Origin of the sequence: Brevibacillus agri (assembly GCF_004117055.1) — a bacterium.
GTDB classification, from domain to species: domain Bacteria; phylum Bacillota; class Bacilli; order Brevibacillales; family Brevibacillaceae; genus Brevibacillus; species Brevibacillus agri.
The window spans coordinates 3,532,470-3,558,309 of the sequence record NZ_CP026363.1 but is presented as its reverse complement, the minus strand read 5'-3'; the positions used below and the strand labels follow the sequence as shown (position 1 = coordinate 3,558,309).

Annotated in this window: 26 protein-coding genes; 24 read left to right on the top strand and 2 right to left on the bottom strand. The window is 55.6% G+C overall.

All coding sequences use genetic code 11. The annotated features are described in order from the left end of the window. The first annotated feature begins 13 nt into the window (after positions 1-13). From BA6348_RS17420 to BA6348_RS17400, 5 genes are all read left to right on the top strand, one after another. A complete protein-coding gene (locus BA6348_RS17420; RefSeq protein ID WP_025843727.1) occupies positions 14-976 on the top strand; it encodes a Kae1-like domain-containing protein in 963 nt (320 codons plus the stop codon). A gap of 88 nt (positions 977-1,064) precedes the next feature. Beyond that, positions 1,065-1,919 carry a bifunctional methylenetetrahydrofolate dehydrogenase/methenyltetrahydrofolate cyclohydrolase FolD gene (folD, locus tag BA6348_RS17415; protein WP_005827289.1) on the top strand — a complete coding sequence of 285 codons (855 nt, stop codon included), beginning with the start codon at positions 1,065-1,067 and terminating at the stop codon, positions 1,917-1,919. Between the two features lie 90 nt (positions 1,920-2,009). Further along, entirely contained in the window at positions 2,010-3,389 is a 1,380-nt protein-coding gene (gene xseA, locus BA6348_RS17410; RefSeq protein ID WP_007785592.1) for an exodeoxyribonuclease VII large subunit, read from the top strand. After that, entirely contained in the window at positions 3,358-3,609 is a 252-nt protein-coding gene (xseB, locus tag BA6348_RS17405; RefSeq protein WP_005827293.1) for an exodeoxyribonuclease VII small subunit, read from the top strand. Before xseA ends, xseB begins: the two co-directional genes overlap by 32 nt. A 7-nt stretch (positions 3,610-3,616) precedes the next feature. Then, complete coding sequence (locus tag BA6348_RS17400; protein ID WP_122953124.1) at positions 3,617-4,510, top strand: polyprenyl synthetase family protein; 894 nt, start codon at positions 3,617-3,619, stop codon at positions 4,508-4,510. Between the two features lie 55 nt (positions 4,511-4,565). Here BA6348_RS17400 and BA6348_RS17395 read toward each other — a convergent pair whose 3' ends face one another. Continuing rightward, positions 4,566-6,260, bottom strand: a complete 1,695-nt coding sequence (locus BA6348_RS17395) for a M3 family oligoendopeptidase (protein ID WP_122953125.1) — start codon at positions 6,258-6,260, stop codon at positions 4,566-4,568. Positions 6,261-6,513: 253 nt separating this feature from the next. On the opposite strand from BA6348_RS17395, the gene dxs reads away from it, so the two are divergent. The 11 genes from dxs (at position 6,514) to BA6348_RS17340 (ending at position 19,229) form a co-directional block, all read left to right on the top strand. Further along, a complete protein-coding gene (dxs, locus tag BA6348_RS17390) occupies positions 6,514-8,400 on the top strand; it encodes a 1-deoxy-D-xylulose-5-phosphate synthase (protein WP_026557065.1) in 1,887 nt (628 codons plus the stop codon). Then, positions 8,397-9,215, top strand: a complete 819-nt coding sequence (locus BA6348_RS17385; protein ID WP_005827298.1) for a TlyA family RNA methyltransferase — start codon at positions 8,397-8,399, stop codon at positions 9,213-9,215. Before dxs ends, BA6348_RS17385 begins: the two co-directional genes overlap by 4 nt. Positions 9,216-9,328: 113 nt before the next feature. Next, entirely contained in the window at positions 9,329-10,186 is an 858-nt protein-coding gene (locus tag BA6348_RS17380) for an NAD(+)/NADH kinase (RefSeq protein ID WP_005827300.1), read from the top strand. A 5-nt stretch (positions 10,187-10,191) separates the two neighbouring features. Further along, a complete protein-coding gene (gene ahrC, locus BA6348_RS17375) occupies positions 10,192-10,641 on the top strand; it encodes a transcriptional regulator AhrC/ArgR (protein WP_122953126.1) in 450 nt (149 codons plus the stop codon). A 16-nt stretch (positions 10,642-10,657) separates the two neighbouring features. After that, a complete protein-coding gene (recN, locus tag BA6348_RS17370; protein WP_005827302.1) occupies positions 10,658-12,382 on the top strand; it encodes a DNA repair protein RecN in 1,725 nt (574 codons plus the stop codon). Between the two features lie 163 nt (positions 12,383-12,545). Then, positions 12,546-13,880, top strand: coding sequence for a SpoIVB peptidase (gene spoIVB / locus BA6348_RS17365; protein WP_122953127.1), 1,335 nt, complete (start codon positions 12,546-12,548; stop codon positions 13,878-13,880). Positions 13,881-14,236: 356 nt separating this feature from the next. Next, positions 14,237-15,025, top strand: coding sequence for a sporulation transcription factor Spo0A (gene spo0A, locus BA6348_RS17360; RefSeq protein WP_005827306.1), 789 nt, complete (start codon positions 14,237-14,239; stop codon positions 15,023-15,025). A 985-nt stretch (positions 15,026-16,010) separates the two neighbouring features. After that, positions 16,011-16,676, top strand: a complete 666-nt coding sequence (locus BA6348_RS17355) for an MBL fold metallo-hydrolase (RefSeq protein WP_007785582.1) — start codon at positions 16,011-16,013, stop codon at positions 16,674-16,676. Positions 16,677-16,697: 21 nt separating this feature from the next. Then, positions 16,698-17,381 carry a restriction endonuclease gene (locus BA6348_RS17350; protein WP_122953128.1) on the top strand — a complete coding sequence of 228 codons (684 nt, stop codon included), beginning with the start codon at positions 16,698-16,700 and terminating at the stop codon, positions 17,379-17,381. 410 nt (positions 17,382-17,791) lie between these two features. Continuing rightward, the gene (locus tag BA6348_RS17345; RefSeq protein WP_005827311.1) at positions 17,792-18,370 is read left to right on the top strand and encodes a beta-class carbonic anhydrase; all 579 of its coding nucleotides are present in this window, start codon (positions 17,792-17,794) and stop codon (positions 18,368-18,370) included. Between the two features lie 67 nt (positions 18,371-18,437). Further along, on the top strand, positions 18,438-19,229 hold the full coding sequence (locus tag BA6348_RS17340) for a metallophosphoesterase (RefSeq protein ID WP_007785578.1): 792 nt from the start codon (positions 18,438-18,440) through the stop codon (positions 19,227-19,229). Here BA6348_RS17340 and BA6348_RS17335 read toward each other — a convergent pair. After that, positions 19,223-20,089: a LysR family transcriptional regulator gene (locus tag BA6348_RS17335; RefSeq protein ID WP_025843752.1), complete on the bottom strand. Its 867-nt coding sequence runs from the start codon at positions 20,087-20,089 to the stop codon at positions 19,223-19,225. The two genes, BA6348_RS17340 and BA6348_RS17335, sit on opposite strands and share 7 nt — an antisense overlap. Positions 20,090-20,186: 97 nt before the next feature. Here BA6348_RS17335 and BA6348_RS17330 point away from each other — a divergent pair, with 97 nt between their 5' ends. The 8 genes from BA6348_RS17330 (at position 20,187) to BA6348_RS17295 (ending at position 25,817) form a co-directional block, all read left to right on the top strand. Continuing rightward, positions 20,187-20,981, top strand: coding sequence for a class I SAM-dependent methyltransferase (locus tag BA6348_RS17330; RefSeq protein WP_122953129.1), 795 nt, complete (start codon positions 20,187-20,189; stop codon positions 20,979-20,981). Further along, positions 20,974-21,348 carry a VOC family protein gene (locus BA6348_RS17325; protein ID WP_005827320.1) on the top strand — a complete coding sequence of 125 codons (375 nt, stop codon included), beginning with the start codon at positions 20,974-20,976 and terminating at the stop codon, positions 21,346-21,348. The genes BA6348_RS17330 and BA6348_RS17325 overlap by 8 nt, the downstream gene beginning before the upstream one ends. A 1-nt stretch (position 21,349) precedes the next feature. Further along, complete coding sequence (locus BA6348_RS17320; protein WP_122953130.1) at positions 21,350-22,120, top strand: class I SAM-dependent methyltransferase; 771 nt, start codon at positions 21,350-21,352, stop codon at positions 22,118-22,120. Between the two features lie 144 nt (positions 22,121-22,264). Then, complete coding sequence (locus tag BA6348_RS17315; protein WP_005827324.1) at positions 22,265-22,441, top strand: DUF2759 family protein; 177 nt, start codon at positions 22,265-22,267, stop codon at positions 22,439-22,441. A 109-nt stretch (positions 22,442-22,550) separates the two neighbouring features. Then, positions 22,551-23,717, top strand: a complete 1,167-nt coding sequence (steA, locus tag BA6348_RS17310; protein WP_122953131.1) for a putative cytokinetic ring protein SteA — start codon at positions 22,551-22,553, stop codon at positions 23,715-23,717. A 9-nt stretch (positions 23,718-23,726) separates the two neighbouring features. Beyond that, positions 23,727-24,284: a copper transporter gene (locus BA6348_RS17305; protein WP_005827327.1), complete on the top strand. Its 558-nt coding sequence runs from the start codon at positions 23,727-23,729 to the stop codon at positions 24,282-24,284. Continuing rightward, positions 24,271-24,963: a glycosyltransferase family 2 protein gene (locus BA6348_RS17300; RefSeq protein WP_005827328.1), complete on the top strand. Its 693-nt coding sequence runs from the start codon at positions 24,271-24,273 to the stop codon at positions 24,961-24,963. Before BA6348_RS17305 ends, BA6348_RS17300 begins: the two co-directional genes overlap by 14 nt. Continuing rightward, positions 24,945-25,817: a UDP-N-acetylmuramyl pentapeptide phosphotransferase gene (locus BA6348_RS17295; protein ID WP_122953132.1), complete on the top strand. Its 873-nt coding sequence runs from the start codon at positions 24,945-24,947 to the stop codon at positions 25,815-25,817. Before BA6348_RS17300 ends, BA6348_RS17295 begins: the two co-directional genes overlap by 19 nt. Positions 25,818-25,840: the final 23 nt, after the last annotated feature.

Below are 25,840 nucleotides of genomic sequence, written 5' to 3'. Positions count from 1 at the left end.
AGGAGATACAAGCATGAGTAAGGTAATGTTAGGCATTGATACGAGCAATTACCGGACATCGCTGTGCTTGGCTCAGGAAGACGGCCGAATTGTTGCAGAAGCAAAACGCCTTCTCAAAGTGAAGGAGGGCAAACGCGGGCTGCAACAATCCGAAGCCGTCTTTCAGCATGTGATGAACTTGCCGGAACTAAGCGAGCAAATGAAGTGGAACGAATACGAGATCGAGGCGATCTGCGTCAGCGAAAAGCCGAGGCCCGTCGACCGTTCGTACATGCCGGTGTTCAAGGTAGGGGAAGGGCTGGCCAAATCGCTTGCGACCTACTTGCGCGTTCCCTTGCACCTGACCACCCACCAGGAAGGACATATTGCGGCAGGGGAGTACACAGCCGAAGAACGCCCGCAGCAGGACCGCTTTTTGGCCGTCCATCTGTCTGGCGGAACGAGCGAGCTGCTCTTGTGCGAGCGGCAGGCGGCCGGGTATGCGATTGAAAAAATCGGCGGCACGATCGACTTGCACGCAGGACAACTGGTGGATCGGATCGGAGTAGCGCTCGGGCTGGCTTTTCCGGCGGGACCGTATTTGGAGCAGTTGGCCAAGGAGTCGACAGGGGAATTTCGCATCGCCTCTGCGGTGGACGGCTTGGCCTTCAGCTTTTCCGGCCCGGAAGCGTCGCTGTTGCGGGCCATCGAGCGCGGCGAGACGAGCCATGCCGATATCGCCCGCGCAACCGAACAGTGTATCGCCAACACGTTGGAAAAAGTATTGCGTCACGCTGTCGAACAGGGCCATCCACGGGACATCCTGATCGTAGGGGGAGTCGCTGCCAATCAGTACATGCGCGAGCGGCTGATAAAGCGGCTGGAGCACCCTGCGGTCAAAGCCAAGCTGTATTTTTGCGACCCGGTTTACTCCGGCGACAACGCCTACGGAGTGGCGATGCTTGGATGGATGAAGCAAAAGACGAACATTAAATAATGATAAACTTTTTATGATTCGGCTTTACAGTTGCGAGCGAAATCGGTACACTAATGGTATCGACGTTTAAGAAGGAGGCTTTTTCTCCATGACTGCAACCATTCTCCAAGGAAAAGAAGTGGCAAAAAGCATTCGCGAAGAGCTCGCGATTGAAGTGGCGGAACTGAAAAAACAAGGCATTGTCCCTGGTCTGACTGTTGTGCTTGTGGGTGACGATCCCGCATCGCATTCGTATGTACGCGGAAAATCAAAAGGCTGCGAGGAAGTCGGTATCCACTCCGAGCTGATCCTCAAGGAAGCTTCGACGACAGAGGAAGAACTGCTCGCGATCATCCACGAGTTGAACGAAAATCCGAACGTTCACGGGATTTTGGTTCAGCTTCCTCTGCCGGCGCATATTTCGGAGAAGGCAGTCATTGCAGCGATTCATCCTGAAAAAGACGTGGATGGCTTCCATCCGATCAGCGTAGGCAACATGGTACTCGGCAATGAGACGATGCTGCCGTGCACTCCGCATGGCGTCATCGAGCTGATTAAGCGGACGGGAACAGACATCGCAGGCAAGCACGCTGTCGTCATCGGACGCAGCAACATTGTCGGCAAGCCTGTATCGCTTTTGCTGCAGCAGGAAAACGCTACGGTGACCATGTGTCACTCGCGTACGCAAAACCTGGAAGAACATACGAGAAGGGCAGATATTCTCGTGGTGGCGACAGGCCGCGCGCACATGATCGGCAAGGAGCACGTAAAGCCGGGAGCGGTCGTGATTGACGTCGGGGTAAACCGGATCGAAACCGGGAAGCTGGTCGGAGACGTCAAGTTCGACGAAGTGAAAGAGGTCGCCAGCTTTTTGACTCCGGTACCTGGCGGTGTCGGGCCGATGACGATTACCATGCTGCTGAAAAACACGGTCGTGGCAGCACGCAAGCAAGCGCAACTGTAGAAGAAGCATCGCAAGGAATGGATAGGGCCTGTGCTTTATCCATTTCTTTTTGCATCGGAACAAACAAGGGACTGAAAGGAGGAGGAGTGTATGGCTGCACCCAACATTTTGTCTGTCAGCGATCTCAACCGTTATATCAAGCTCGTGCTGGAAAGAGAGACGAATTTGCAGGACGTCTGGGTGAGGGGGGAAATCTCCAACTTCACGCACCATTCCAGCGGCCATATGTATTTTACCTTGAAGGACAAGACGTCGCGGATCAAAGTCGTGATGTTTGCCAGCTACAACCGCTTCCTGCGCTTTTTGCCCAAGGACGGGACGAAGGCGATTGTGCGCGGCTCGATTTCCGCCTTCGAACGCGATGGCGCCTATCAACTGTATGCAAAAGAGATGCAGCCGGACGGCCTTGGCTCGCTCTACTTGGCTTTTGAACAGCTCAAGGAAAAGCTCGCGCAGGAAGGTCTGTTTGCAGCGGAGCGAAAGCGCGTCCTCCCTCGTTTTCCGAAGCGGGTAGGAGTGGTGACCTCTCCGACCGGAGCGGCGATTCGCGATATTTGCACGACGATCCGCAGGCGATACCCGCAGGCGGAGATTGTGTTGTCGCCAGCAGTCGTGCAGGGGACGGACGCTCCGGCTTCGATCGTCTCGGCGATTCGCATTATCAACCAGCAACCCGACATCGACGTGCTGATCGTCGGCCGGGGCGGCGGCTCGATTGAAGAGCTGTGGGCCTTCAACGATGAAAGCGTAGCGCGAGCCATCGCGGCTTCGATGATTCCGGTCATTTCGGCGGTGGGCCATGAGACAGACGTCACGATTGCCGATTTCGTGGCCGATGTCCGTGCGGCGACGCCAACGGCAGCGGCGGAGCTGGCCGTGCCGCACTATCTGGAATGGGTGGAGCGCGTTCGGCAACTGGACATTCGCATGCAAAGGGCGGTGCGCAATCAGTTGGCAGAGGAACGCACCCGCCTGAACCGCCTGAGCAACTCGTATGCGATGCGTCAGCCGCAGCGGCGACTGGAGGAAGCGGCGGAACGGCTGGATCGGACGCATTTGCGGATGCGCCAGGCGATGAAGCATTTGATGGAGCGCAGGCGCGAGCGCTACACGCGGTTGGACGAGCAGATCAAGCGGTATCGGCTGGCGGATCAGGTCGGGGAACGGCGCAAAGCGGTTGCGACGATTCGCGCCCGGCTGGACGAGCGGATGCTGGCGCGGCTCAACCAAAAGCGGATGGCTTTTGCCTCGCGCATCGCGACGCTGGAGGCGCTCAGTCCGCTCGCGGTCATGAAGCGCGGTTTTTCGCTTGTGTACACGGGTGACAAGCTGGTAAAATCCGTGGAACAATTTGCTCCTGGCGACGAGATCGTGGTACGATTAAGTGATGGCAGTGCTACTGCACGAGTGGAACAGTTGAATCGGGAGGAGAAGCGCAATGGCTCGCAAGAAAACGGACCAAGAGACTGACATGCAGTTCGAAGAAGCGATGAAGCGGCTGGAGGAAGTCGTCGGGAAGCTCGAAGAAGGAGACATCCCGCTGGAGGAAGCGATTACGCTGTACCAGGAAGGGGTCACACTCTCGCGGATTTGCGGACAGAAGCTCGATGCAATTGAAGCCAAGATCATTCAGTTGGTAGAAGAAGACGGGCAACTGAAGCAGAAGGCTTTTCGCGTGGAAGGGGAATAAAGACACCGTGGATACATTCCAACAATATTTGGTGGAAAAAACGTCCTACATTGAGCAGCATCTCTTGCCTGCCCTGGAGCAGCAAGGAGTCCCGACCCAGTTGTACGAATCCATGAAGTATTCGCTCATGGCAGGCGGAAAAAGGCTGCGACCGATGCTGGTCCTCGCTGTGCTCGAAGCGCTGGACAAGCCGATGGAGCGCGGAGTCCCGTTCGCGGTTGCCCTGGAAATGATCCATACATACTCGCTGATTCACGACGACCTGCCCGCAATGGACGACGACGATTTGCGCCGCGGCAAGCCGACGAATCACAAAGTGTTCGGGGAGGCGACGGCGATTCTCGCGGGAGACGCGCTTCTGACGCGGGCGTTTGCCTATATCGCAGAGGCGTACCAGGAGCGCTCCGATGTGGCGCCAATCACGACTGTCAAGCTGATTGCCGAGCTGGGCAAACGAGCGGGTGCGACAGGCATGGTCGGCGGACAGATGGCGGATATCGAGGGAGAGGGCAAGCAGCTTGATCTGGAGCAACTGGAGTTCATCCATCGCCACAAGACAGGGGATTTGCTGGTGGCAGCCTTGCGCGGCGGCGGCTATCTGGCGGAAGCGAGCGAAGCGCAGATGGACGCTTTGACCCGCTACGGCGTCTGCATCGGACTGGCTTTTCAAATCCAGGACGACATCCTCAATGTAGAAGGGGACGCCGCGGAGCTGGGGAAAGCCGTTGGCAGCGACGCGGACCGGGAAAAGGCGACCTACCCGTTGCTGCTTGGACTGGCGGAGTCCAAGGACAGGCTGACGGCTTTGATCGCAGAAGCGAAAGCAGCCCTGGCAGATGCCGGAATCGAGCATTCCGCATTAAGCCCGCTGGCAGATTACGTGCAAAACCGGAACAAGTAATATAAAAGCTGGCATCTGCATGGGGATGCCAGCTTTTTTACGTATAGGCCGGTGTTTACAAGCGCTTGTCGTCCACGCTGTTCAACCACGCCTCGATGTCGCCGATGACCGACTGGATGCAGCCATCTTCAAACGGCGAGTACAGCTTCGCGACTTTGACCAGCTCCGTAAACGACTTGCTGCCGCCCTCCCGGCAGAGAGTCAGGTAGTCGTCCCACGCCTGCTCAGGATTTTCCTGAGCCCGCTTCCAGAACTGGAAGGCGCAAATTTGCGCCAGCGTGTAGTCGATGTAGTAGAACGGATCGCGGAAAATGTGCGATTGCTGCTGCCAGAAGCCGCCTTCCTCCAAAAACTCGTTCTCGTCGTAATTGCGGTACGGGAGGTATTTGCGCTCGATCTCGCGCCAGGTGCGCTTCCGCTCGGCCGGGGTCATTTCCGGCTGTTCGTAGACTGCATGCTGGAACTCGTCGACGGCGACGCCGTAAGGGATGAACAGCAGCGAGCTGCTCAGATGCGAGAACTTGTACTTGTCCGTATCTTCCTCGAAGAACAACTCCATCCACGGCCAGGTCAAAAACTCCATGCTCATCGAATGGATCTCGCACGCTTCATACGTCGGGAAGTGGTACTCCGGCACTTCAAAGCCGCGGCTGACGTACACCTGGAAGGCGTGTCCCGCCTCGTGGGTCAAAACGTCGATATCGCCTGAGGTGCCGTTGAAGTTGGCGAAGATGTAAGGCAGCTTGTACTTGCTCATATAGGTGCAGTAGCCGCCTGTCGCTTTGCCTTTTTTGCTCAGCAAATCGAGACATTCGTTTTCGAGCATGAAGCTGAAAAACTCATCGGTTTCCGGAGAAAGCTGCGCGTACATTTTTCTGCCGTTTTCCACGATCCAGTCCGGAGAGCCTTTTGGCGTCGGATTACCCGTAGCGAAATCGAAAGCCAAATCGTAATACTTCATAGTATCTACGCCGATCCGCTCGCGTTGGCGCTCGACCAGCTTGGTGGCGACCGGAACAATCTGTTCCTCGACCTGACGGCGGAAGCGGGCGACCATATCCGCGTCGTAATCGGTGCGGTTCAGCCGGGCATAGGCCAGCTCCACGAAGCTGTTGAAGCCGAGCTTTTTCGCAATGCGGGTCCGCACCTTGACCAGACTGTCGTAGATGCTGTCCAGCTTCTCGGTGTGCTGGCGGAGAAAATCGTACTTGGCTTCGTTCGCCTTTTTGCGCATTTGTCTGTCCGTCGATGTCTGGAAGGGGAGCAATTGCGGAAGCGTGCGCTCTTCGCCTTCGAACATGATTTTCGCGGAAGCCATCAGAGCGATGTACTGGCTGGCCAAACGGTTTTCCTCCTGCAAATCGGCGACGACCTCCGGGGAAAAGGTGGTAAGCGTCGTTTCGGCAATGCGGAAAAGCTGGGCTCCCCATTTTTGCTCAAGCTGGGAGCGGTAGGGAGAGTGGACGATGGCGGCGTAGTAGCGGGAGACGATGCCCTGATACACCGGACCCGCTTCGTCCCAGTAGTCCTGCTCTTCTTTGTAAAAGGGGTCCTCCGTATTGATCGTGTGGCGGATTTGCGCCACTTCTCGCGCGGATTCCACCTCTTGCCGAAGCTCGTTCAGCTTACCCATCACCTGGTCTTGCTCTTCGAAGCTTGCGGCCTGCTGAAACGCTTTCAACAAGCTTGTGAAACGTTCCTCGACATCTGTCATATCAACGCGTGTGTACGGTATTTGCGAGAACTTCACGGGGTCCACCTCTTTTTTCTCGAATGGATTGATCCATTTTATTTTACCAGAAGTTAGCAGCCGTTGCGCACAAGATTGCGAGTGTGGATCAAAAGTGGTGTTTTTATGAAGAAACCGTTATAATGAATCAAGTTGAAATTAAGCGGAGTATAGGCTCCAGGCCACAACGAAGAAGCCTAGTTTTCCATGTGGTGGATTGAATTGCAGCATGCACAATCGCCGGAGAACGAACAGTGGAAAGTGAGGAATACCAATGCTGCTTACTACCATAAATGATCCTCAAGACCTGAAAAAGTGCAATTCGCAGCAGCTTCATACGCTGGCATCCGAAATCAGGCAGTTTCTCGTCGAGACGCTCTCAAAGACGGGGGGACACCTCGCGCCGAATTTGGGCGTTGTCGAGCTGACGCTGGCTTTGCACTACGTGTTTAACAGCCCCAAGGACAAGCTGATTTGGGATGTCGGGCACCAGGCATACGTACATAAAATGCTGACAGGACGCCGGGATATGTTCCCTACGTTGCGCCAGTACAAAGGGTTGTGCGGCTTCCCCAAGATGAACGAGAGCCCGCATGACGTCTGGGAGACCGGGCACAGCAGCACATCCTTGTCCGCTGCGATGGGGATGGCGACCGCCCGCGATCTGAAAAAAGAAAAAAACCACGTCGTGGCGATCATCGGAGACGGGGCGCTGACGGGCGGCATGGCGCTGGAAGCGTTGAACCATATCGGGCACGAGCGCAAAAACGTCATCGTCGTGTTGAATGACAACGAGATGTCCATCGCGCCAAACGTGGGCGCTTTGCATAACTACCTGGGCAAAATCCGCTCCACGGAAAACTACCAGTGGGCCAAGGACGAGGTCGAAGGGCTGCTCAAATCCATCCCGGCCGTAGGCGGCAAGCTGGCCTCAATCGCCGAGCGCTTCAAGGACAGCATGAAGTATTTGCTCGTATCCGGCGTTCTATTCGAGGAACTGGGCTTCACCTACATCGGGCCGATTGACGGCCACAACATGGAGCTGTTGGTCGATACGCTGAAAACGGCCAAGCAGACAAAAGGCCCGGTACTGATTCACGCGATTACGAAAAAAGGCAAAGGCTACGCTCCGGCAGAGGCGGATTCCGTGAAATGGCACGGAATCGGCACGTACAAAATCGAGTCCGGGGATACGCCGAAGTCGGCACCGACCTACACGTCCGTCTTTGCGGAAACGATGATCGAGCTGGCTGCGGAAGACAAGTCGCTCGTGGCAGTGACCCCAGCCATGCCGGCAGGCTCCGGCCTGATTCCGTTTGGACAAAAATACCCGGACCGCCTGTTTGACGTCGGGATTGCCGAGCAGCACGCTTGTACCTTTGCGGCTGGCCTTGCGACACAAGGTTTGAAGCCGGTGCTTGCGATTTACTCGACGTTTTTGCAGCGGGCGTACGACCAGTTGATTCACGATGTAGCGAGACAAAAGCTGAACGTCGTGTTTGCGGTCGACCGGGCAGGACTGGTCGGGGCGGACGGGGAAACCCATCAGGGCATGTACGATATCGCGTTCATGCGCATCATTCCGAACATGGTCATCATGGCGCCAAAGGACGAAAACGAGCTGCGCCACATGATGAAAACGGCGTTGGCCTACAACGAAGGGCCGATCTCCTACCGCTACCCGCGCCTGCCAGCGCGCGGCGTGCCGCTGGATCGGGAGCTGCAAGTGTTGCCGATCGGCAAGGCGGAGATCGTCCGCGAAGGAAAGCAAGTGGCGATCCTCTCGTTTGGCCATGTATTTGAACTGGCGGAGCAGGCAGTCAACCAGTTGAATGCGGAAGGAATCAGACCGATGCTCGTCAATGCCCGCTTCTGCAAGCCGCTCGATGAGGAGCTGTTGTTCAGGCTGGCGAAGGAAGGCTACGACATCGTCACCGTCGAGGAAGGCTGTGAAATGGGCGGATTCGGCAGCGCCGTCATCGAATGTTACAACCGCGCGGGCTACCACGGCGTGAACGTGCAGGTCGTTGCCGTTCCGGATTATTTTGTCGAGCATGGCAGCGTAAAAGAACAGCGTCAAGAGGTCGAGCTGACCGTGGAGAACATCGCTTCCCGGGTACGCGCCTTGATGCCGATATCGAAGGGTGTACTGGAAGCATGAGTGTGAGAAAAGAACGAGTCGACGTATTGCTCGTCGAACGGGGACATTTTGAAACCCGGGAAAAAGCGAAAGCAGCCGTCATGGCTGGGCTGGTTCAGGTGGCGGGAGAGCGCTGCGACAAGCCAGGCACCAAATTTGCCGAGGACGTCGCGATTACGGTCAAAGGCGAGGTCCATCCGTACGTCAGCCGCGGCGGGCTGAAGCTGGAAAAGGCGCTGAAAGTGTTTGGCATCGACTTGCACGACAAAGTCATGATGGACATCGGAGCCTCGACAGGCGGATTCACCGACTGCGCCCTGCAAAACGGCGCCCGCCTCGTCTACGCGATTGACGTCGGCTACGGACAGCTCGCGTGGAGTCTGCGCCAGGATGAGCGAGTCGTCGTCATGGAGCGGACCAACTTCCGCCACATGGACCCGGAAGCCTTCGAACAGGAGCGTCCGGACGCCGCTTCCATTGATGTTTCCTTTATCTCGCTGCGCTTGATCTTGCCCGTCCTGTACCGCTTTTTAAAAGAAGGCGGAGACGTAGTGGCCTTGGTCAAGCCGCAGTTTGAGGCAGGCAAGGACAAGGTCGGAAAAAACGGGATTGTGCGGGAGCCGGAAATACACGAAGCGGTGTTGACGGACATCGGGCAATTCGCCAGCGGCCTTGGATTTGCGCTGAAAGGATTGGACTTTTCGCCGATTACGGGCGGCGAGGGCAATATTGAATTTGTCATGCATGTGGCAAAAAGCGAAGGCGGCATGGACGCCGAAGCGTGGCTGAAGCTCGTCGGCGAGGTTGTCGCGCAGGCCCATGCCAAATTGAAATAGGGACAAAAAACAAAAGCCTCGGGAGTTTTGTTGCAATCGAGGCTTTTTATTTATGCATGAAAAGTTGTATACTTGTATAAGGATTTCCAACCAACCAGTTTGGGGTGGACCATGTGAAAAAGATAGGAATCATTGCAAACAAAGGAAAGCCCGAGGCACGGATCGTGGCGCGGGAGCTCGTCTATCTGTTGGAGGTACGGGGAGCGCACGTATTTTTGGACGAAACGATCGCATCGGATTTGGGGCGCGCCGAGCTGGGTGCTTCCATCGAGCAAATCGGCAGCCACGCTGACCTGGTCTGTGTGCTCGGCGGCGACGGAACGCTGCTCAGCATCGCCCGCAAGCTCGCCGGACGATCGATCCCCATTTTCGGGATCAATCTGGGCACGCTGGGCTTTTTGTCAGAAGCGGAGCCGGAGCACCTGCCTCACGCCGTAGATAATCTGCTTTCAGGCAAGTACAATATCGAAGAGCGCGCCATGCTGGAAGCGTCATTAGTCCGCAAAGGCAGCACGCTGGGTACATATACCGCGATGAATGACATCGGGATCGCCAAAGGCTCTTTTTGCCGGATCATTCAATGCGCTGTCTACTCGGATGACGAATACGTAGCTACGTTCAGCGGAGATGGGGTCATCGTATCGAGTCCGACCGGATCTACCGCCTATTCGCTGTCTGCGGGCGGACCGATTGTGGCCCCGAATGTGGACATGCTATTACTGACTCCGGTGGCGCCCCATTCGCTGACGGCGCGGCCGATGGTGTTGTCGGGCAATCAGACGATTCGCGTAGAGGTCGATGCCATCCACCAGGAGATGGGGCTGTCCATCGACGGCCAGTTCGGTTACCGGCTGGAGGGCGGCGATCAAATCTACATCAAAAAGTCTCCGTGCGTCACTCCGCTCATCAAGTGGAAAAAGGGCAGCTTTTTTGAAGCAATTCGCACGAAACTACAAGGGGAATGGGAGTAATCCATATGAACAAGGGGCAACGACATATCCGTATTCGGGATATCATCAGCAACCAAGAGGTGGAAACTCAGGATGAACTGGTGGAGCGACTGCGCGCTGCAGGGTTCAATGTTACGCAGGCGACAGTATCCCGAGACATCAAGGAATTGCATCTGGTGAAGGTGCCACTCTCTGATGGGCGATATAAATATTCCATGCCTGCTGAACAAAAATTCAATCCGCTGCAAAAGCTCAAACGGATGTTGGTCGACTCGTTTGTCAGCATCGACCAGGCCGATCACTTCATCGTGCTGAAAACACTTTCCGGCCATGCCAACGCCGTAGCGGAGCTGATTGACAACCTGCCTTGGGAAGAGATCATGGGCACGATCAGCGGGGACAACACGATCCTGATTATTTGCCGTTCCAAGGAAAATACAGCGGAAGTCACCAAGCGCTTTATGGAAATGCTGTAGAAGGTGGGCGCAACAGATGCTAGTGGAACTCTCTATCCGTAATTTTGCCATCATTAAATCGGTCACTGTCTCTTTTCAGCGCGGGCTGAATATCCTCACAGGGGAGACGGGGGCCGGAAAATCCATCATTATCGACGCGCTCGGGCTGCTTCTGGGCGGTCGCGCCTCCGCAGATTTTGTCCGCTATGGCGAACAGCGCGCAGAGGTGGAAGGGCTGTTTGAACTGCCGCCTGGCCATCCGGCGCTCGCGGTGTGTGCCAACGTCGGCGTACAAGTCGAGCAAGATGGCATGCTCGTCGTCCGCCGCGACATTTCCAACCAGGGCAAAAGCATCATTCGCCTGAACGGGCAGATGGTGACGCTTGCCATGCTGCGCGAGCTGGGACCGTGGCTGGTCACGGTGCACGGACAGCACGACACGCACATGCTGATGCAGGCGGACAAGCATATCAACTGGCTCGACGCCTACGGCGAGGCCGCGCTCGGAGCGGCGAAAGAGGAGTACGGCAAGCTGTACGCCGCGTACCGGAAAACGAAGCAGGACCTCGAACGGATGGCCCGCAACGAGCGCGAGCTGGTGCAGCGCATTGACCTTTTGCAATACCAGTTGGACGAGATCGAAGCGGCTGCGCTTTCGCCGGGCGAGGACGAAAAGCTGATGCAGCAGCGCAAAAAGTGGATGAACATTGAGAAGGTTTACGCGACCGTCCAGGATGCGTACCGCTCGCTGCACGGCGATCAAAAAGGCATGGACTGGCTCGGACATGCGATGAGCGAGCTGGAGCGCGGGGTGCTGTACGAGGAGCAGTTGGCTCCGATTCTCGAGACGGTGCAGACGGCGTACTACCAGATTGAAGACGTCGTGCACAAGCTGCGCCAGCTCTCCTACCACCTCGACTTTGAGCCGGAGCAGCTCGCGGAAGTGGAGCGCAGGCTCGATCAGATCCAGTCCTTGAAGCGCAAGTACGGAAAAAGCGTGGACGACATTTTGGAGTACGCGGCAACGATTTCCGACGAGCTGGACGAGATGCACCATTACGAAGATCGGCTGCAACAGGTGGAAAAGCGGCTGCAAGAGCTGGCAGCAGACTTGGCCGTAGAGGCGCTGGAGCTGTCCGTCATTCGCCAGGAGTGTGCGACGAAGCTCGCCCGCGAGATCGAGCAGCAGCTAAAAGAGCTGCACATGGAACGGGCGCGCTTCGCCATTGACGTGCGCCAGACCCCTGACGAGGAAGGGGTAGAAATCGAAGGGATCAAGCGGCACGTCGACGCGAACGGCATGGACCAGATCGAGTTTTTGATCTCCCCGAACCCGGGCGAGCCATTGCGCCCGCTGGCAAAGATCGCTTCCGGCGGGGAGCTGTCGCGGGTGATGCTGGCGATCAAAACGATTCTCGCCGGAACCGATCAGGTGGAGACGCTGATTTTTGACGAGGTCGACACAGGGGTAAGCGGAAGAGCGGCGCAGGCGATTGCCGAAAAGCTGGCCCGAGTCGCCCAGAAGCGGCAAGTATTGTGCATTACGCACTTGCCGCAAGTAGCATCCATGGCCGATGCTCATTTTCTCATTAAAAAGGAAATGAGCGAGCACGAGACGAAAACGGTCGTGACGAGGCTCTCGGAGGAGGAGCGGGTGACCGAGCTTGCCCGCATGCTCAGCGGGGCGGAAGTAACGGCGAAAACAGAAGAACACGCGCGCGAGATGATTGTCCTCGGCCGCGAAAGAAAGGCTGTCAACTGATCCGGGTTGGCAGTCTTTTTTTGACGCAAAAAAGTTTGCAAAGACGCTGGCAGGTGAGGGATTTTCCTGACATAATCCGCTTGGCTGGGGGCAACATTAAAAGTACACAAGGTGGAGGTGTCTCTTTGTAGGTGTAGGTAGGGAACGGTAGGAGTGATTGCTGGTGATCCGACAAAACAAAAGAAAATGGATGGGAAGTCTCCTTCTCCTCATCACGGCGCTTGTCGTGAGTTCCACCCCGTTTCGCGATCTGTCCTCCTTTCCCCGTGAATTGCGTTTGATGGAAGGGTCCCTTGAGCAACTCCGGGTCTCCGTGCCGGTGATGGGCACGCTAATCAATAGCAATCCTGACATTTTGCACGTCAACGGGACAGAAGCGCGCGAAGTATCCGTTGATTTGAGCCAGCCGATGTCGGTAGAACCGCGCAGGGCTGGAGAAGCCGAATTGCAGGTAAAATGGCGAAACATTCCGCTGACGGCTGTAAAAGTAAATGTGCTGCCGGACCTGCGGTTGTACCCTGGTGGGCAATCGATCGGGGTCAAGCTGCAAACGGCGGGTGTTCTCGTTGTCGGTCATCACCTCGTGGACAATGGCAAAAGCAAGGCTTCCCCTGGCGAGCAGGCAGGCATTCACGTTGGTGACATGATTGTCAAAATGAATGATCTGTACATCAATGAAATGAACGAAGTAAAGAAGCTGATTAACGAAGCCGGAAAAAAGAATAGCCCGGTGCAGTTGCTCGTCGTGCGCGGGAAAGAAAAGCTGAATCTGACGCTCCATCCCGCCAAGGACCAAAAAGACGGGGAATACCGGATGGGACTGTACATTCGCGACTCAGCGGCTGGCGTGGGCACTTTGACCTTTTACGATCCCAATTCCAAGGCGTACGGCGCGCTGGGACACGTCATTTCCGATGTCGATACGGGCCAAGCCATCGTGGTAGGGGATGGCCAGATCGTCCAGGCGAGCGTGACGTCGATCGAAAAAGGACAGAGCGGCAATCCGGGAGAAAAATTCGCCCGCTTTTACAACGAAAGCGAAGTGCTGGGGAACATCACCAAAAACACGCCGTTTGGCATCTTCGGCAAAATGAAAGACGAGCCAAAGCGCAGCTATTACCGTGAGCCGCTCCCTGTAGCGCTCGCCGAGCAGGTCGTGGAAGGTCCTGCGAAAATCCTCACCGTCGTCGAAGGACAGAAGGTGGAGGAGTTCGATATCGAGATCGCCAACGTCATCAAGCAGCATTTTCCCGCAACAAAGGGCATGATAATCAAGGTGACGGACAAACGTCTTTTGGAAAAGACAGGCGGCATCGTACAAGGAATGAGCGGTAGCCCGATCATTCAAAACGGCAAGATTGTAGGCGCCGTCACGCATGTCTTTGTCAACGACCCGACATCGGGCTATGGCTGCTACATTGAATGGATGCTGCAGGATGCAGGCGTGCAGGTGCGCAACGCCCCGCAGTCGAATGCCAAAGCCGAACAGGCTGCCTGAATACGAAGAGACGAGCCGTCACGCAAACGAAGCGAGGCGGCTTTTTTCCATGGCACCATGCGCGCAAGACCGTAAGCTTCAAACCGTCGCCATAAGCATAACCTTCCACTGGAACGACGTCGGCTTGCATGGTAAAGTCATGGAGGCTTATGACGAATAGATGAAAAATGAGGGGATTCTTTGTCGAAATATCAGTAAAATCATTCAATCTTTCGTCATTGGCAGGAATGAATATGGCTTTGTCGAATTATTTTTCTCAGAGAAAAAGATGGTATGGACTAATCGTTTGTAGAAATGGAACCCCCTAGAACGCCACCTTCTTTCCAAAAGACCGTCCATTGTTAGGAGGAACGACCTTGAGCAAGATTGAAGTGTTGTTGGCAGATGATAACCGAGAATTTGTAAGCCTGTTGGAAGAGTATATCAGCAGCCAGTATGACATGAACGTCATCGGTGTCGCGTACAACGGCAATGAAGTTGTGCGCTTGCTGCAGGAACGGGTACCGGATGTACTGATTTTGGACATTATTATGCCTCACCTGGATGGACTCGCCGTCCTGGAGCAGATCCAGGCCATGCGCTTGAGTCCGCAGCCCAAAATTATTATGCTGACGGCATTCGGACAGGAAGAGATTACGAAGAAAGCGGTTGAACTGGGAGCTGCCTACTACATCCTCAAGCCGTTTGACATGGAGGTCCTCGCGCAGCGCATCCGTCAAATCATCACGACGAAGCCAGCCTCCTCCTTCGTCACATCGGTCAAGCCGCAATCGACTCTGCAAGTGCGCGGCCGCAACCTGGATGCAAGCATCACCAGCATCATCCACGAGATCGGTGTGCCTGCCCACATCAAAGGCTATTTGTATTTGCGCGAAGCCATCACGATGGTGTACAACGACGTCGAGCTGCTCGGCTCGATCACCAAAGTCCTGTACCCGGACATCGCCAAAAAGTTCAACACCACCGCAAGCCGCGTCGAGCGTGCCATCCGCCACGCCATCGAAGTCGCCTGGTCCCGCGGAAATCTCGATTCCATCTCCAGCCTGTTTGGATACACGATTTCCAACACGAAGGCGAAGCCGACCAACAGCGAGTTTATTGCGATGGTCGCGGATAAGTTAAGGATTGAGGCGAAGATTAGTTAGGCGCAATATAACAACGTTTTTAAACAATGGCTGATCGGTCTGTTCCCGTAAATTTTGCGATCATTTGCGGGGACGTTCTGACAAACTCGATTCCTGCCATTCCGAAAACGTGTGAGGAGTTCACTTCCGTAAATCGTGAACTTCACGTGATGTATCGTTGAGCCGAGTCTAACCGAATACACGTTCGAAAGCAAACGTTGCCTGAATGGGATGACGTTTGCTTTTTTGTCTCTGTACTTTAGTATGTGAAAGCGCGGGGCACACGCCATCGCGTCTGCGGAAGAAAATGCGAACGCTATCTCGTTTTAATGCAGCAAAGTGGCGGTGTGGGCAAGCGCGATCCCTTGGTACAAATTCGGGCGAATGCCGTGATTTCATCCGCAGTAAACTCGACGAGCGAAACATACCGCACGAAGTTACAACGTTACCGGAGGCGCTCAGCTTGCGGTGATGCTTTCCGGACTTGCTGCCAAGGTTGTGCGGTCGGGTGTGTAGTTCATTGACTGCCGATCATTCTCGCCCGCATGGTATCATAAGGAAAGGAATACAAATGGAGGTTTGCCATGAAACGTGCATGGTACATACTCGCAGCTTTTGCGGTATGTACACCCACCGAGCGGAGTGAAAATCCGATTAGGGGGTGTTTTTTTATAAGCGCAAAGTTATCGAAGGAAAAAGAACGGTGGGAAATGAAAAACGCCATTAGGCCGTGCTAGCCTCGCACTTGGATAGCCAGCAAATAGAACGTTCCTTTGAATCAAGTCGATTCATTGGGGGTTTTTCGTTGTAAACAAGGAAGATTGGACAGTGGGCAGTACAGTATAGGCAGCGCCGCTTCGCACGAGTCAATAAACATCATGAACATGAACCTTCGAAGACCACACTGCAATGCCCGAGCGAATTAAAAGGAAGATGTTGACAATGACAAAATCAACGTAATAATATTTAGTTACGTAAAAATATAATTTTATGTAGGCCCGATACAATGGAAATTTTCAAGGGAGTAGAAATGCTACACCTAGACTATCATGGATACGAGATTCACCCCGTCCTTTTGTCGGGCCAAGACATGGCTGTCCTGATAGACACGGGCTTCCCGGGACAAATAGAAGAATTGCGTACGGCCATGGAAAAAGCGGGAGTCCCGCTTACCAAACTGAAAGCCGTCATTTTGACGCATCAAGATGTCGATCATATCGGTTGTCTTCCTGAGATTTTGCAGGAGTGCGGTCATCGTGTGCAAGTTTACGCGCACGCACTCGACAAGCCGTATATTCAGGGAGAAATCCCGCTTGTCAAAGACGCGCACCTTGAAAATCCGCCGAAGGGCAGGGTAGATCATACGGTGGTGGACGGCCAGGAGCTGCCGTTTTGCGGCGGGATTCGCGTCATTCATACGCCGGGTCACACGCCCGGGCACATCAGCCTTTACGTCAGGCAAAGCAAGACGCTCATTGCCGGGGATTCGCTGTACAGTGTAAATGGGACGCTCGCAGGGATTCACGCCCCGACGACCCTGGATATGCACGCAGCTCGCCTCTCGTTGAAAAAGTATGTAGACCTCGACATTGCGTCTGTGGTTTGTTACCACGGGGGAGTGAGCAGGGGGAAAGTGAAGGAGCAGATCGCAGGAATGATCCAGGGAGAATGACGGGGAAGGAACGAAAAGCCGGTGACACAGCAAAACCATCTCACAAGGATGGTTTTTTGTTTTGCTATTGTCGAAACATGTCGTGGTTATTTGCTTGTTGCAGGCATCGCGTTTGGAATTTTGCTGGGACTTGCAATGGGAATCAGATTCTGGATTGATTCCATTGCCCAAGAGAAACTGCGACGCTCCGGCATTGCGGAAATAGACAAAATGGACGGCAGGCAGTTTGAACATTACCTTGGACTGCTGTTTCACTCACAAGGATACAAAACGACCGTAACAAGGGCAGCAGGCGATTACGGCGCTGATCTCATTCTGGAACAGAATGGACGGAAGGTAGCGGTCCAGGCGAAGCGATATAGTAAAAACGTCGGGATCGATGCCGTTCAGCAAATTGTGGGGGCACTTGCTCACTATGGAGCAAATGCAGCATGGGTTGTCACTAACAGAGATTTTACAGACGCCGCCTACAAGCTGGCCGCTTCAAATGGCGTTCGATTGATAAATCGCGAGGCGCTGATTGAAATGATCCAGCGCATGAATCCTGCGGCAAAACCAAACCCGAAACAGGTGAGGGCGCAGTTCCCGCAACAAAAGCTGCAATGCGATCGCTGCGGTAGTCAAATGGTCGTACGCAAAAGTACAAAAGGCGAGTTTTACGGATGCAGCAGTTTTCCAAAGTGCAGGAATACGAAGGCAGTTTAAAACGATAGCGATTATGGAGCAGGCGATATATAACCATAACTGAGTGGCTAGGGTTCAACCATGAAGGTGCTGATATCAATCGCCAAGAGGTTTAGCCAAACAGCAGCCACGTATAGCAGACCATCGTCTTCTGCGCGATTGAGGTCTGCTGCGTCAGATAGTAATTTCTGCTCCATCTTCAGCCAGTACCAAAATATTCGCCATGAAAATTCCGCCTACGGTCACCTCTTTTGCCTAACGCAGAAGTCCGTCCCAGTGTCACTGATTTCCACCCCCCTCACCTATCATTGTAAAAAAATAAAAACATAGCAAAATCTCGCCGCCAATGTGCCCCAGTCGCTTGAACGATGCCAATAAGTATGTACAATAGAGAACATACTCCTAATTAAGAGCGAGGAAGGTGTTGCAACATGCGCAATTTGGATGAAATTCTCGCATTTAACCGTGAATTTGTAGCGAATCGTGAATATGAAAAATATCAAACGACCAAGTTTCCCGACAAGCGCCTGGTTGTTCTCTCCTGCATGGACACGCGTCTGGAGGAGTTGCTGCCCAAGGCGATGAACATGCGCAACGGCGACATCAAGCACGTAAAAAGCGCCGGAGCCATCGTCTCTCACCCTTTTGGAAGTATCATGCGCAGTATTCTCGTGGCGATTTATGAACTGAATGCCGAGGAAGTGATCGTCGTCGGCCATTACGACTGTGGGATGAGCGCCATTGACAGCAAGCGGACGATGGCGAAGATGCTGGAGAAAGGCGTCTCTGCCCAAACCTTCTCCACCCTCCAGCACGCAGGGATCAATTTGCACAAATGGCTGCACGGCTTCGACCGGGTGGAGGAAAGTGTGCGCAACAGCGTGGAAACGATTAAAAAACACCCGTTGCTGCCGGCTAACGTCGACGTTCACGGCCTGTTGATCGATCCGGAGACAGGGCGCCTGGATGTCGTCGTAAATGGCTACGAGCGAACGGAAGCTAGTGAATGATCCAAAGCTTGTCACAGTCTCACGTCGAACCTTTTTGCATCGTTCGATGAAGTGGCTGGGAGGATTGGTGGGGCTCGGGCTTGTGGCAGGTACATACGGCTATGCATGGGAGCGCACCTGGCTGCAAATCGAGCGGGTGACGCTTTCGCTGCCGCGACTTTCGAAAAGCTTCGACGGCTGCAAGCTGGTACAGTTCAGCGACGTCCACCTGGGGCACTATTGCAAGCCCGAGCAACTGCAAGGCATTCTCGACTTGATTCAAAACGAGCAGCCGGATATGATCTGCTTTACCGGCGATATCGTGGACCTGGAGACACAGTCGTTTTCCGCGGCTGTTCCGATGCTGGCCGAGTTGCAGGCGCCGCTTGGAAAATTTGCGGTGCTGGGCAACCACGACTACCGGGCGGGCCAGCAGCATGCGATTCGCCAAGGCTGGGCTGCCGCTGGTTTTGAGGTGTTGGACAACCGACATGTGGCGGTCGGCAAAAATGGCGACAGTTTGTACATAGCCGGAATCGACGACGCGCTGAACGGCGTGCCTGATCTGCCGAAGGCGCTGGTCGGGATTCCGGAGGCGGCCAGCGTCATCCTTTTGGCGCACGAGCCGGACTTTGCGGATGAAGCGGCTCGCTATCCTGTCGATTTGCAACTGTCCGGGCACAGCCACGGCGGGCAGGTGCGGTTGCCGTTTGTCGGGCATGTCCTGACGCCCAAGCTTGCGGCGAAGTACGTCAAAGGCTTGTACCGCGCAGGCGACAACCAGATGCCAGTGTACGTGAACAGAGGGCTGGGGACGACGATTTTGCCTGTCCGTTTTTTGTGCCGACCCGAATTGACAGTCTTTACTTTGCATCAATAAGCATCTTTGATCCATTGGACGAATTGCTGAAAAGCTTCGTCCTCTTTTTTTTGATGCAAATAGGCGATGAGAGTTGGGCGCTGCAGCGTGCCTTCCGCGATGTCGTGGGCGACGAGCCTGCCTTCCGCCAGTTCGCGCAGGATCGTTCGTTCCGGCAGCATTGTGATCCCGAGCTGGCGTTCCACCATTTTTTTGACCGCGCTGAAGCTGTCCAGCTCCATGATGACGTTGGGAAACACGCCGTTTCGCGCGAGAAAATGATCGATGCGCTGGCGGTAGGGGGCGGTATGGTTGCCGAACAAAATCATTTCCTGCGCGCCCCAGCTCGCAAAGCCCGGAAAGCGGCTGGCCCAGGGATGCTCGGGTGCCATGACGAGCAAGATGCGGTCGCTTGGCAAAAATTCCTGGTGGATGTGCGGATGGTACATCTCGCTGCCGAGAAAGGCGATATCGGCGGTGCCTGTCAACAGGGCGCTGAGCGACTCCTCGTACAGTGTCGAGCGGACGTAACAGGTAAAGCCGGGGTTCGCCTGGCGGTATTCGCCGATCAGGCGGGGCAGCTCGTAGGCGACAAACGCTTTTCCGGCGACAATCGTCATGGATTTCACCTGTTCTTTTTGCTCCATGAACGAACGCATCTGCTCCACGATGTTCGCCGCGATCGGCAGCAGGCGGCGTCCTTCCCCCGTCAAGCTCACACCGGAGGCGGTCCGCACAAACAGCGGGCTGCCGATTTGCCGCTCCAACTGCTTGAGCCGATGCGTCAAGGTCGATTGGGCGAGAAACAACGCCTGTGCCGCACGATTGATCGACCCGTGATGAGCGATCGTCAAAAAAACTTCCAGGCTTTCTTTGTCCACAAGAAACCCTCCTATTCAAAAACTCGATAACTGGTTAACCATATTCTATAACAAAGCCAACAAAAATTGGCATAAAATACGAGCAGGAGGTGGGAGTATGGACAAAAATCAGGAAGTAAAACAGGCCGTGCAGCAGCAATTCGGGAAAAACGCACAGGAGTACGTGCAGAGCAAAACCCACGCGCAAGGAGCGGATTTGCCGCTTATGATCGAGTGGCTTTCGCCGCAAACAAGCTGGAAGGTGCTCGATATCGCCACGGGGGGAGGGCATGTTGCCCGCACGCTGGCACCGCTTGTCGAGCTTGTGGTCGCGACCGATCTGACCCGCCCGATGCTTGCGGCGGCAGCGCAGGCGAACGAGCAAGCGCCGAACATTTTGTACGTCCAGGCCGACGCAGAGGCGCTGCCGTTTCTGTCCGAAACGTTCGATCTGGTCACTTGCCGGATTGCGGCGCACCATTTTCCAGATCCGGCCGCCTTTGTCCGTGAGACGAGTCGCGTGCTGCGCCCGGGCGGACGGTTTTTGTTCATCGACAACGTAGCGCCGGAGGAAGAACAGCTCGCGGACTTCGTGAACCAGGTAGAGAAGCGGCGCGACCCAAGCCACGTGCGCTGCCTGTCGGTGAGCGAGTGGAGAGCGCTGCACGCGGCTTGCGATTTGCAGGAGCGGCAGGCACGGCTGCGGAAAAAACAGTTTGCCTTTTTGCCCTGGGTACAGCGGATGTCCGAATCACCGGAGCAGGAGCAGGCAGTCGAGCGAATGCTCCTGGAGGCGACTGCAGAGCAGCAACACTATCTCGGCGTGAAAATCGAGCAAGGAAGAGTTGTGGCGCATCAGATTGATGAATGGATGGTAATGTGCCAAAAAAAGGGAGGAAATGACGATGAGTAACCAGTTTGAATGGATCGGCTTGGATCACGTCCAGTTGGCAGCCCCGCCAGGAGCGGAAGAGGAGGCACGGCGCTTTTTCACAGGCTTGCTCGGCATGCCGGAAGTGCCCAAGCCGGAAAAGCTCCGGGCGCGCGGCGGCGCATGGTTCCGCTGCGGCGCCCAATTGATTCACCTCGGAATCGAGCAGGGCTTTGTTCCGGCGAAAAAAGCGCACCCTGCCTTTGTCGTGCAAAACATCGAGGCGCTGATCGCGCATTTGGAGCAGGCGGGCGTACCGATTCGGCTCGACGATGAAATCCCCGGGCTTGTCCGCTTCTTTACCGAAGACCCATTCGGAAACCGTCTGGAGTTTATGGAGGCGAAGTAGCATGAAAATGGATTTTCACGCCAAGGAAAACGAAGACAGCTACACAGGTCGAGCGGCAGACGCCACGTGGGCGAGCACCATGCTGTCTGTCGTCGATCCGCGCGACAAGCGCGTGGTCGATATCGGCTGCGGAGGCGGCATCTACAGCAAGGCGTGGGCGAAGCTGGGCGCTGCAAGCGTCACCGGAGTCGATTTTTCCAGCGTGATGCTGGCAGCGGCGCAAAAGCAATGCGCAGACGAGCCGCGCATCTCGTTCGTGCAGGGCGATGCGCTGGAAACCGGGCTGCCTGACGGCTGTGCCGATATCGTCTTTGCCCGGGCGCTGATTCACCATCTCCACGATCTGCGCGGATTTTTTTCCGAAGTAAAACGACTGCTCGCTACCGGCGGCATTTGTCTGATTCAGGATCGAACGATTGACGACTGTGCCGTCCCGGCTTCCCAAACGCATCTGCGGGGCTATTTTTTCGAGCAGTTTCCGCGATTGCTTGAAGTCGAGGCCAAGCGTCGCCCGGCTGATCGGACGGTCCGGGCAGCGATGCAGCAGGCTGGACTTGCAAAAATCGAGCGGTTGTCGCTCTGGGAGGTCAGGCGCGTCTATGGCACTCTCGATGAGCTGGCGCGTGATTTGCGCTCGCGCAAAGGGCGTTCTTTGCTCCACGAGCTGACGGACGCCGAGCTGGAGCAGTTGGTGGACGCGATTTGCCTGAAGCTGTCCGGACATGAGACGATCAGCGAGCAGGATCGCTGGACGATATGGATAGGCAAATAAGTTTGTGGCACAATAAAAATAAACGTAATTGTGAATTTGTTTGTCACAAATTTGGATATGCTTGTCTCTTAATACGCGAGGATATATAATAATATTGCCATTGTATTATCGGTTAGCGTCATCATGTTGAAGGAGTTGTCGTACATGAAGATTGTGTTGTTTGATATTTTGATGTTCGTCTTCACGTTTTTTATCGCTTGGGGCTGTTTGAACTCGATTAAGGCGAAAAACAAATTCGCAATCGGATTTGGCTTGCTTTCGCTGGCGGTTTTCCTGTTTGCTGACGGTTTGATTATTTACTACATAACAAAGGGAGCCTAGTCAACAAGGCTTTCCGTCCGGCCAAAAAGAGGTTGTGCGATTCCTGCACAGCCTCTTTTTTGCATGCTCCAAGGAAATTTTTAGCATACTATTCCTGGAGGTGGAAAAGATGGGCAAGCGAAAACGTCTCGATTTTCTTACCTATACGGGAGTGATTGCTGCTGACCGCAAGACGAAGCAGCTTTGCAAACGGCTCCACCCCCACCATATCGCCGTCATCGATCATCCCGATGTGGATGAGATGGCGGCCAGGTCCTTGCTGGAAGCGGGGACGAGGGTAGTTGTCAACCTGTCCGCTTTCATGACAGGACAGTATCCAGCCGAAGGAGCGCGGCTCTTGCTGCGAGCGGGCGTCGCTTTGTACGAGGCAGAGCGCGAGCCGGCAGAGCCGACCGCGTTGGAAGCGTGGAACGGCCAATTTGCAGCCATCCGGGAAGGCAGTCTGTACTTGAAACGAAAGGCGCAATGGGAGCTTGCCCTGTTGCTTCGCCACGTCACAGTGGAGGCGGTGCTCGGGAAGTGGGCCGAGGCGCAGAGCAGGCTGGATGATACGCTGTCCTTATTTATTGATAACACGCTCATGTACGCCAATAAAGAAAAAGACTTGTTTTTAAAGCCGCTCTGTCCCATGCCGCTGCGGACCAGACTGGAAAAACGGCACGTCGTCGTCGTCGTCCGCGGCAAGCATTACAAGGAAGATTTGCAGACGCTCTCCTCCTACATACGCGAATGCCGGCCCGTGCTCATCGGGGTCGACGGGGGAGCGGACGCTCTTTTGCAAGCGGGGTACAAGCCCGACCTGATCGTCGGCGACATGGACAGCATCTCGGACAAGGCGCTCTTGTGCGGGGCCGAAATCGTCGTCCACGCCTTTGTCGACGGGCTTGCTCCCGGAAAAGCCAGAGTCGAGCAGCTCGGGGTGGCGCATCACGTCCTGCCTGCGCCTGGCACGAGCGAAGATGTGGCGATGCTGTTGGCCTATGAGAAAAAAGCAGAGCTGATCGTGACGATTGGTGCCCATACGAACATGATTGATTTTCTGGAAAAAGGCCGCAAAGGGATGGCCAGTACTTTGCTGGTGCGCACGAAGATCGGCCCCAGGCTGATTGACGCCAAAGGAGTCAGCCAGCTCTACCAGCCGACTGGCTCGTGGAAGCTGTGGGGCTGGTGCATGGCGGCGATGCTGTTGCCTGTCACCGCTGCGCTGATGATTCATCCGATCGCCCGTCACGCGGCGCAAATGCTCTGGACGCAATGGCGGATCTGGGCTTTTTAAGGAGGCGCTATGATTTCTTTTCGGTATCATCTGATTACGTTGGCAGCCGTATTCGTTGCGCTTGGCGTCGGCATCCTGCTGGGAGGAACGGCGGGTCATCCGTGGTTTTCTGAGGGCGCCCAGGAAATTTTGGCGAAAATGGAGGCCAAATACGACCGGGCGCTGAAAAGCAACCACGATTTGAAGCAGCAAATCAATCGGCTGCTGCAGGAAGTGGAGCAACGCAACCAGGAAGTCGTCCACATGATGGCGATGCGCTACGGCAATGATCTCGCAGGGAAAAAAGTGTACGTCTGGCAGGATACAGACAAGGAAGCCAAAGAGATTACCCGGCTGATGCATTCGGTAGGCATCAACGTCGTCGCCTATGAACGGGGCGGGACTTGGGAGGACGGCTTGCTGCTTGTGGTCGCGGGCCAGCCGCCGCCATGGCTGGAGCAGCGGACGGGTACGGGCAAATGGCTGCTGGTGGAGCAGGTGCCGGATTCGTTGGCCAAGCAATGGGCCTTGCTGGAAAAGGTGCAGCAAACCATGACAGAAATGAGGGTCGCGCGTGAAAAAAGTTAGCGTCATCATTCCTGCCTACAACGAAGCCGACGCGATCGGAGCGACGCTGCGAGCGATTCGCGAACGGCTTTTCTGCCATGAGCTGATTGTCGTCGACGACGGCAGCGAGGACGAGACGGCTGCTCTCGCCAAAAAGTGGGCCGATCTCGTCATTACCGTGCCGCGCAACCGGGGCAAAGGCGCTGCCGTCCAACTCGGCTGGCAACGGGCAAACGGCGATGTCGTCATGCTGCTGGATGGCGATTTGCGCGAGAGTGCGGCAGAGGCCGAGCATCTGCTTGCCCCTGTGATGGAGGATGCCTGCGATATGGCGATCGCGATTCTGCCTTCCCCGAGGCAAAAAGCGGGAATGGGTCTGGCAAAAGGGCTGGCTCATCGAGGGATCAAGTGGCTGACGGGCTTTGAGGCCAGCGCGCCCTTGTCCGGTCAGCGGGCCATTCGCCGCGACCTGTTGCAAAAGCTGGGGAAAATCGACAAAGGCTTCGGCATCGAGGTAGGTCTTACGGTAGATGCCTTGCGTGCAGGCTATCGCATCCGGGAAGTGCCCGTCGGGTTTTTTCACCGGGAAACGGGCAACGACTGGCGAGGCTACTCTCATCGCGGCAAAGAGTTTGTCGCCATCGGCCGGACGCTGTGCACAAAGTGGTGGGAGGGAAAGCCGTGGCTGCACACGCCGTGATACTCGCGCTTTTCAGCGCACTCGTGTTGCCGCTCGTCCTGCAGCGTCCCATGCTCAGTTTCTGCTCGCAGATTCTCGCCAAAAAGCGCATGACCCGGCCCAATTATCGCGGCGAGCCAGTGCTGACTGCAGGCGGTCTGGTGCTTGTGGCGAGCATGGCCGTGACGATTCTCGTCCAGCTTCTGCTTCTCGCGCTTGCAGGCGCTCCGCGCGAGGTGCTGGTGCAAGGCTTGCTGCTCGCCTGCGGAATGGCGGCGATGGCGTGCTGGGGCTGGATCGACGACAAGGCTGGTGACCGGATCACGAAAGGATTTCGCGGCCACTTCGGCGCGCTTTTGCGCGAGAGGCGCGTGACGAGCGGGATGGGCAAGCTGATTGGCGGCGGGCTGACGGCTGTCAGCGTATCGCTGTTCGTTTCGGCCGGCTTCTGGCCGTGGCTGGTCGCTTGCGGCTTGCTGGCGATTTCCCCGAACATCCTGAACCTGTTTGATTTAAGACCGGCGCGCGCGATCAAAGTGTTTTGGCTGCTCGTGTCGCTGGCTGCCATCGGGAGCGTTTCGGGGGGGACAACGGGGGAGCCGTCTGCGGTCTGGCTGTTTCTTCTGCCGGTTCTCGTCGCGACGGTTTTGTTTTTTCCGCACGATGCAGGCGGCCGGATCATGCTCGGGGATACCGGAGCGAATGCGCTCGGCTTTGCCATTGGCTATACATACGCGACGGCGACGCCGCTGTCTTGGCAAGCCGCCTTCCTGTGCGGCTTCGTCGCGCTTCAGGTCGCGGCCGAGTTCGTCTCGTTTTCGCAGGTCATTGAACAAAAAGCGTGGCTCAAAAGGCTGGACGAGTGGGGAAGATGAGCGCAATCAAAAACAGGCAGATT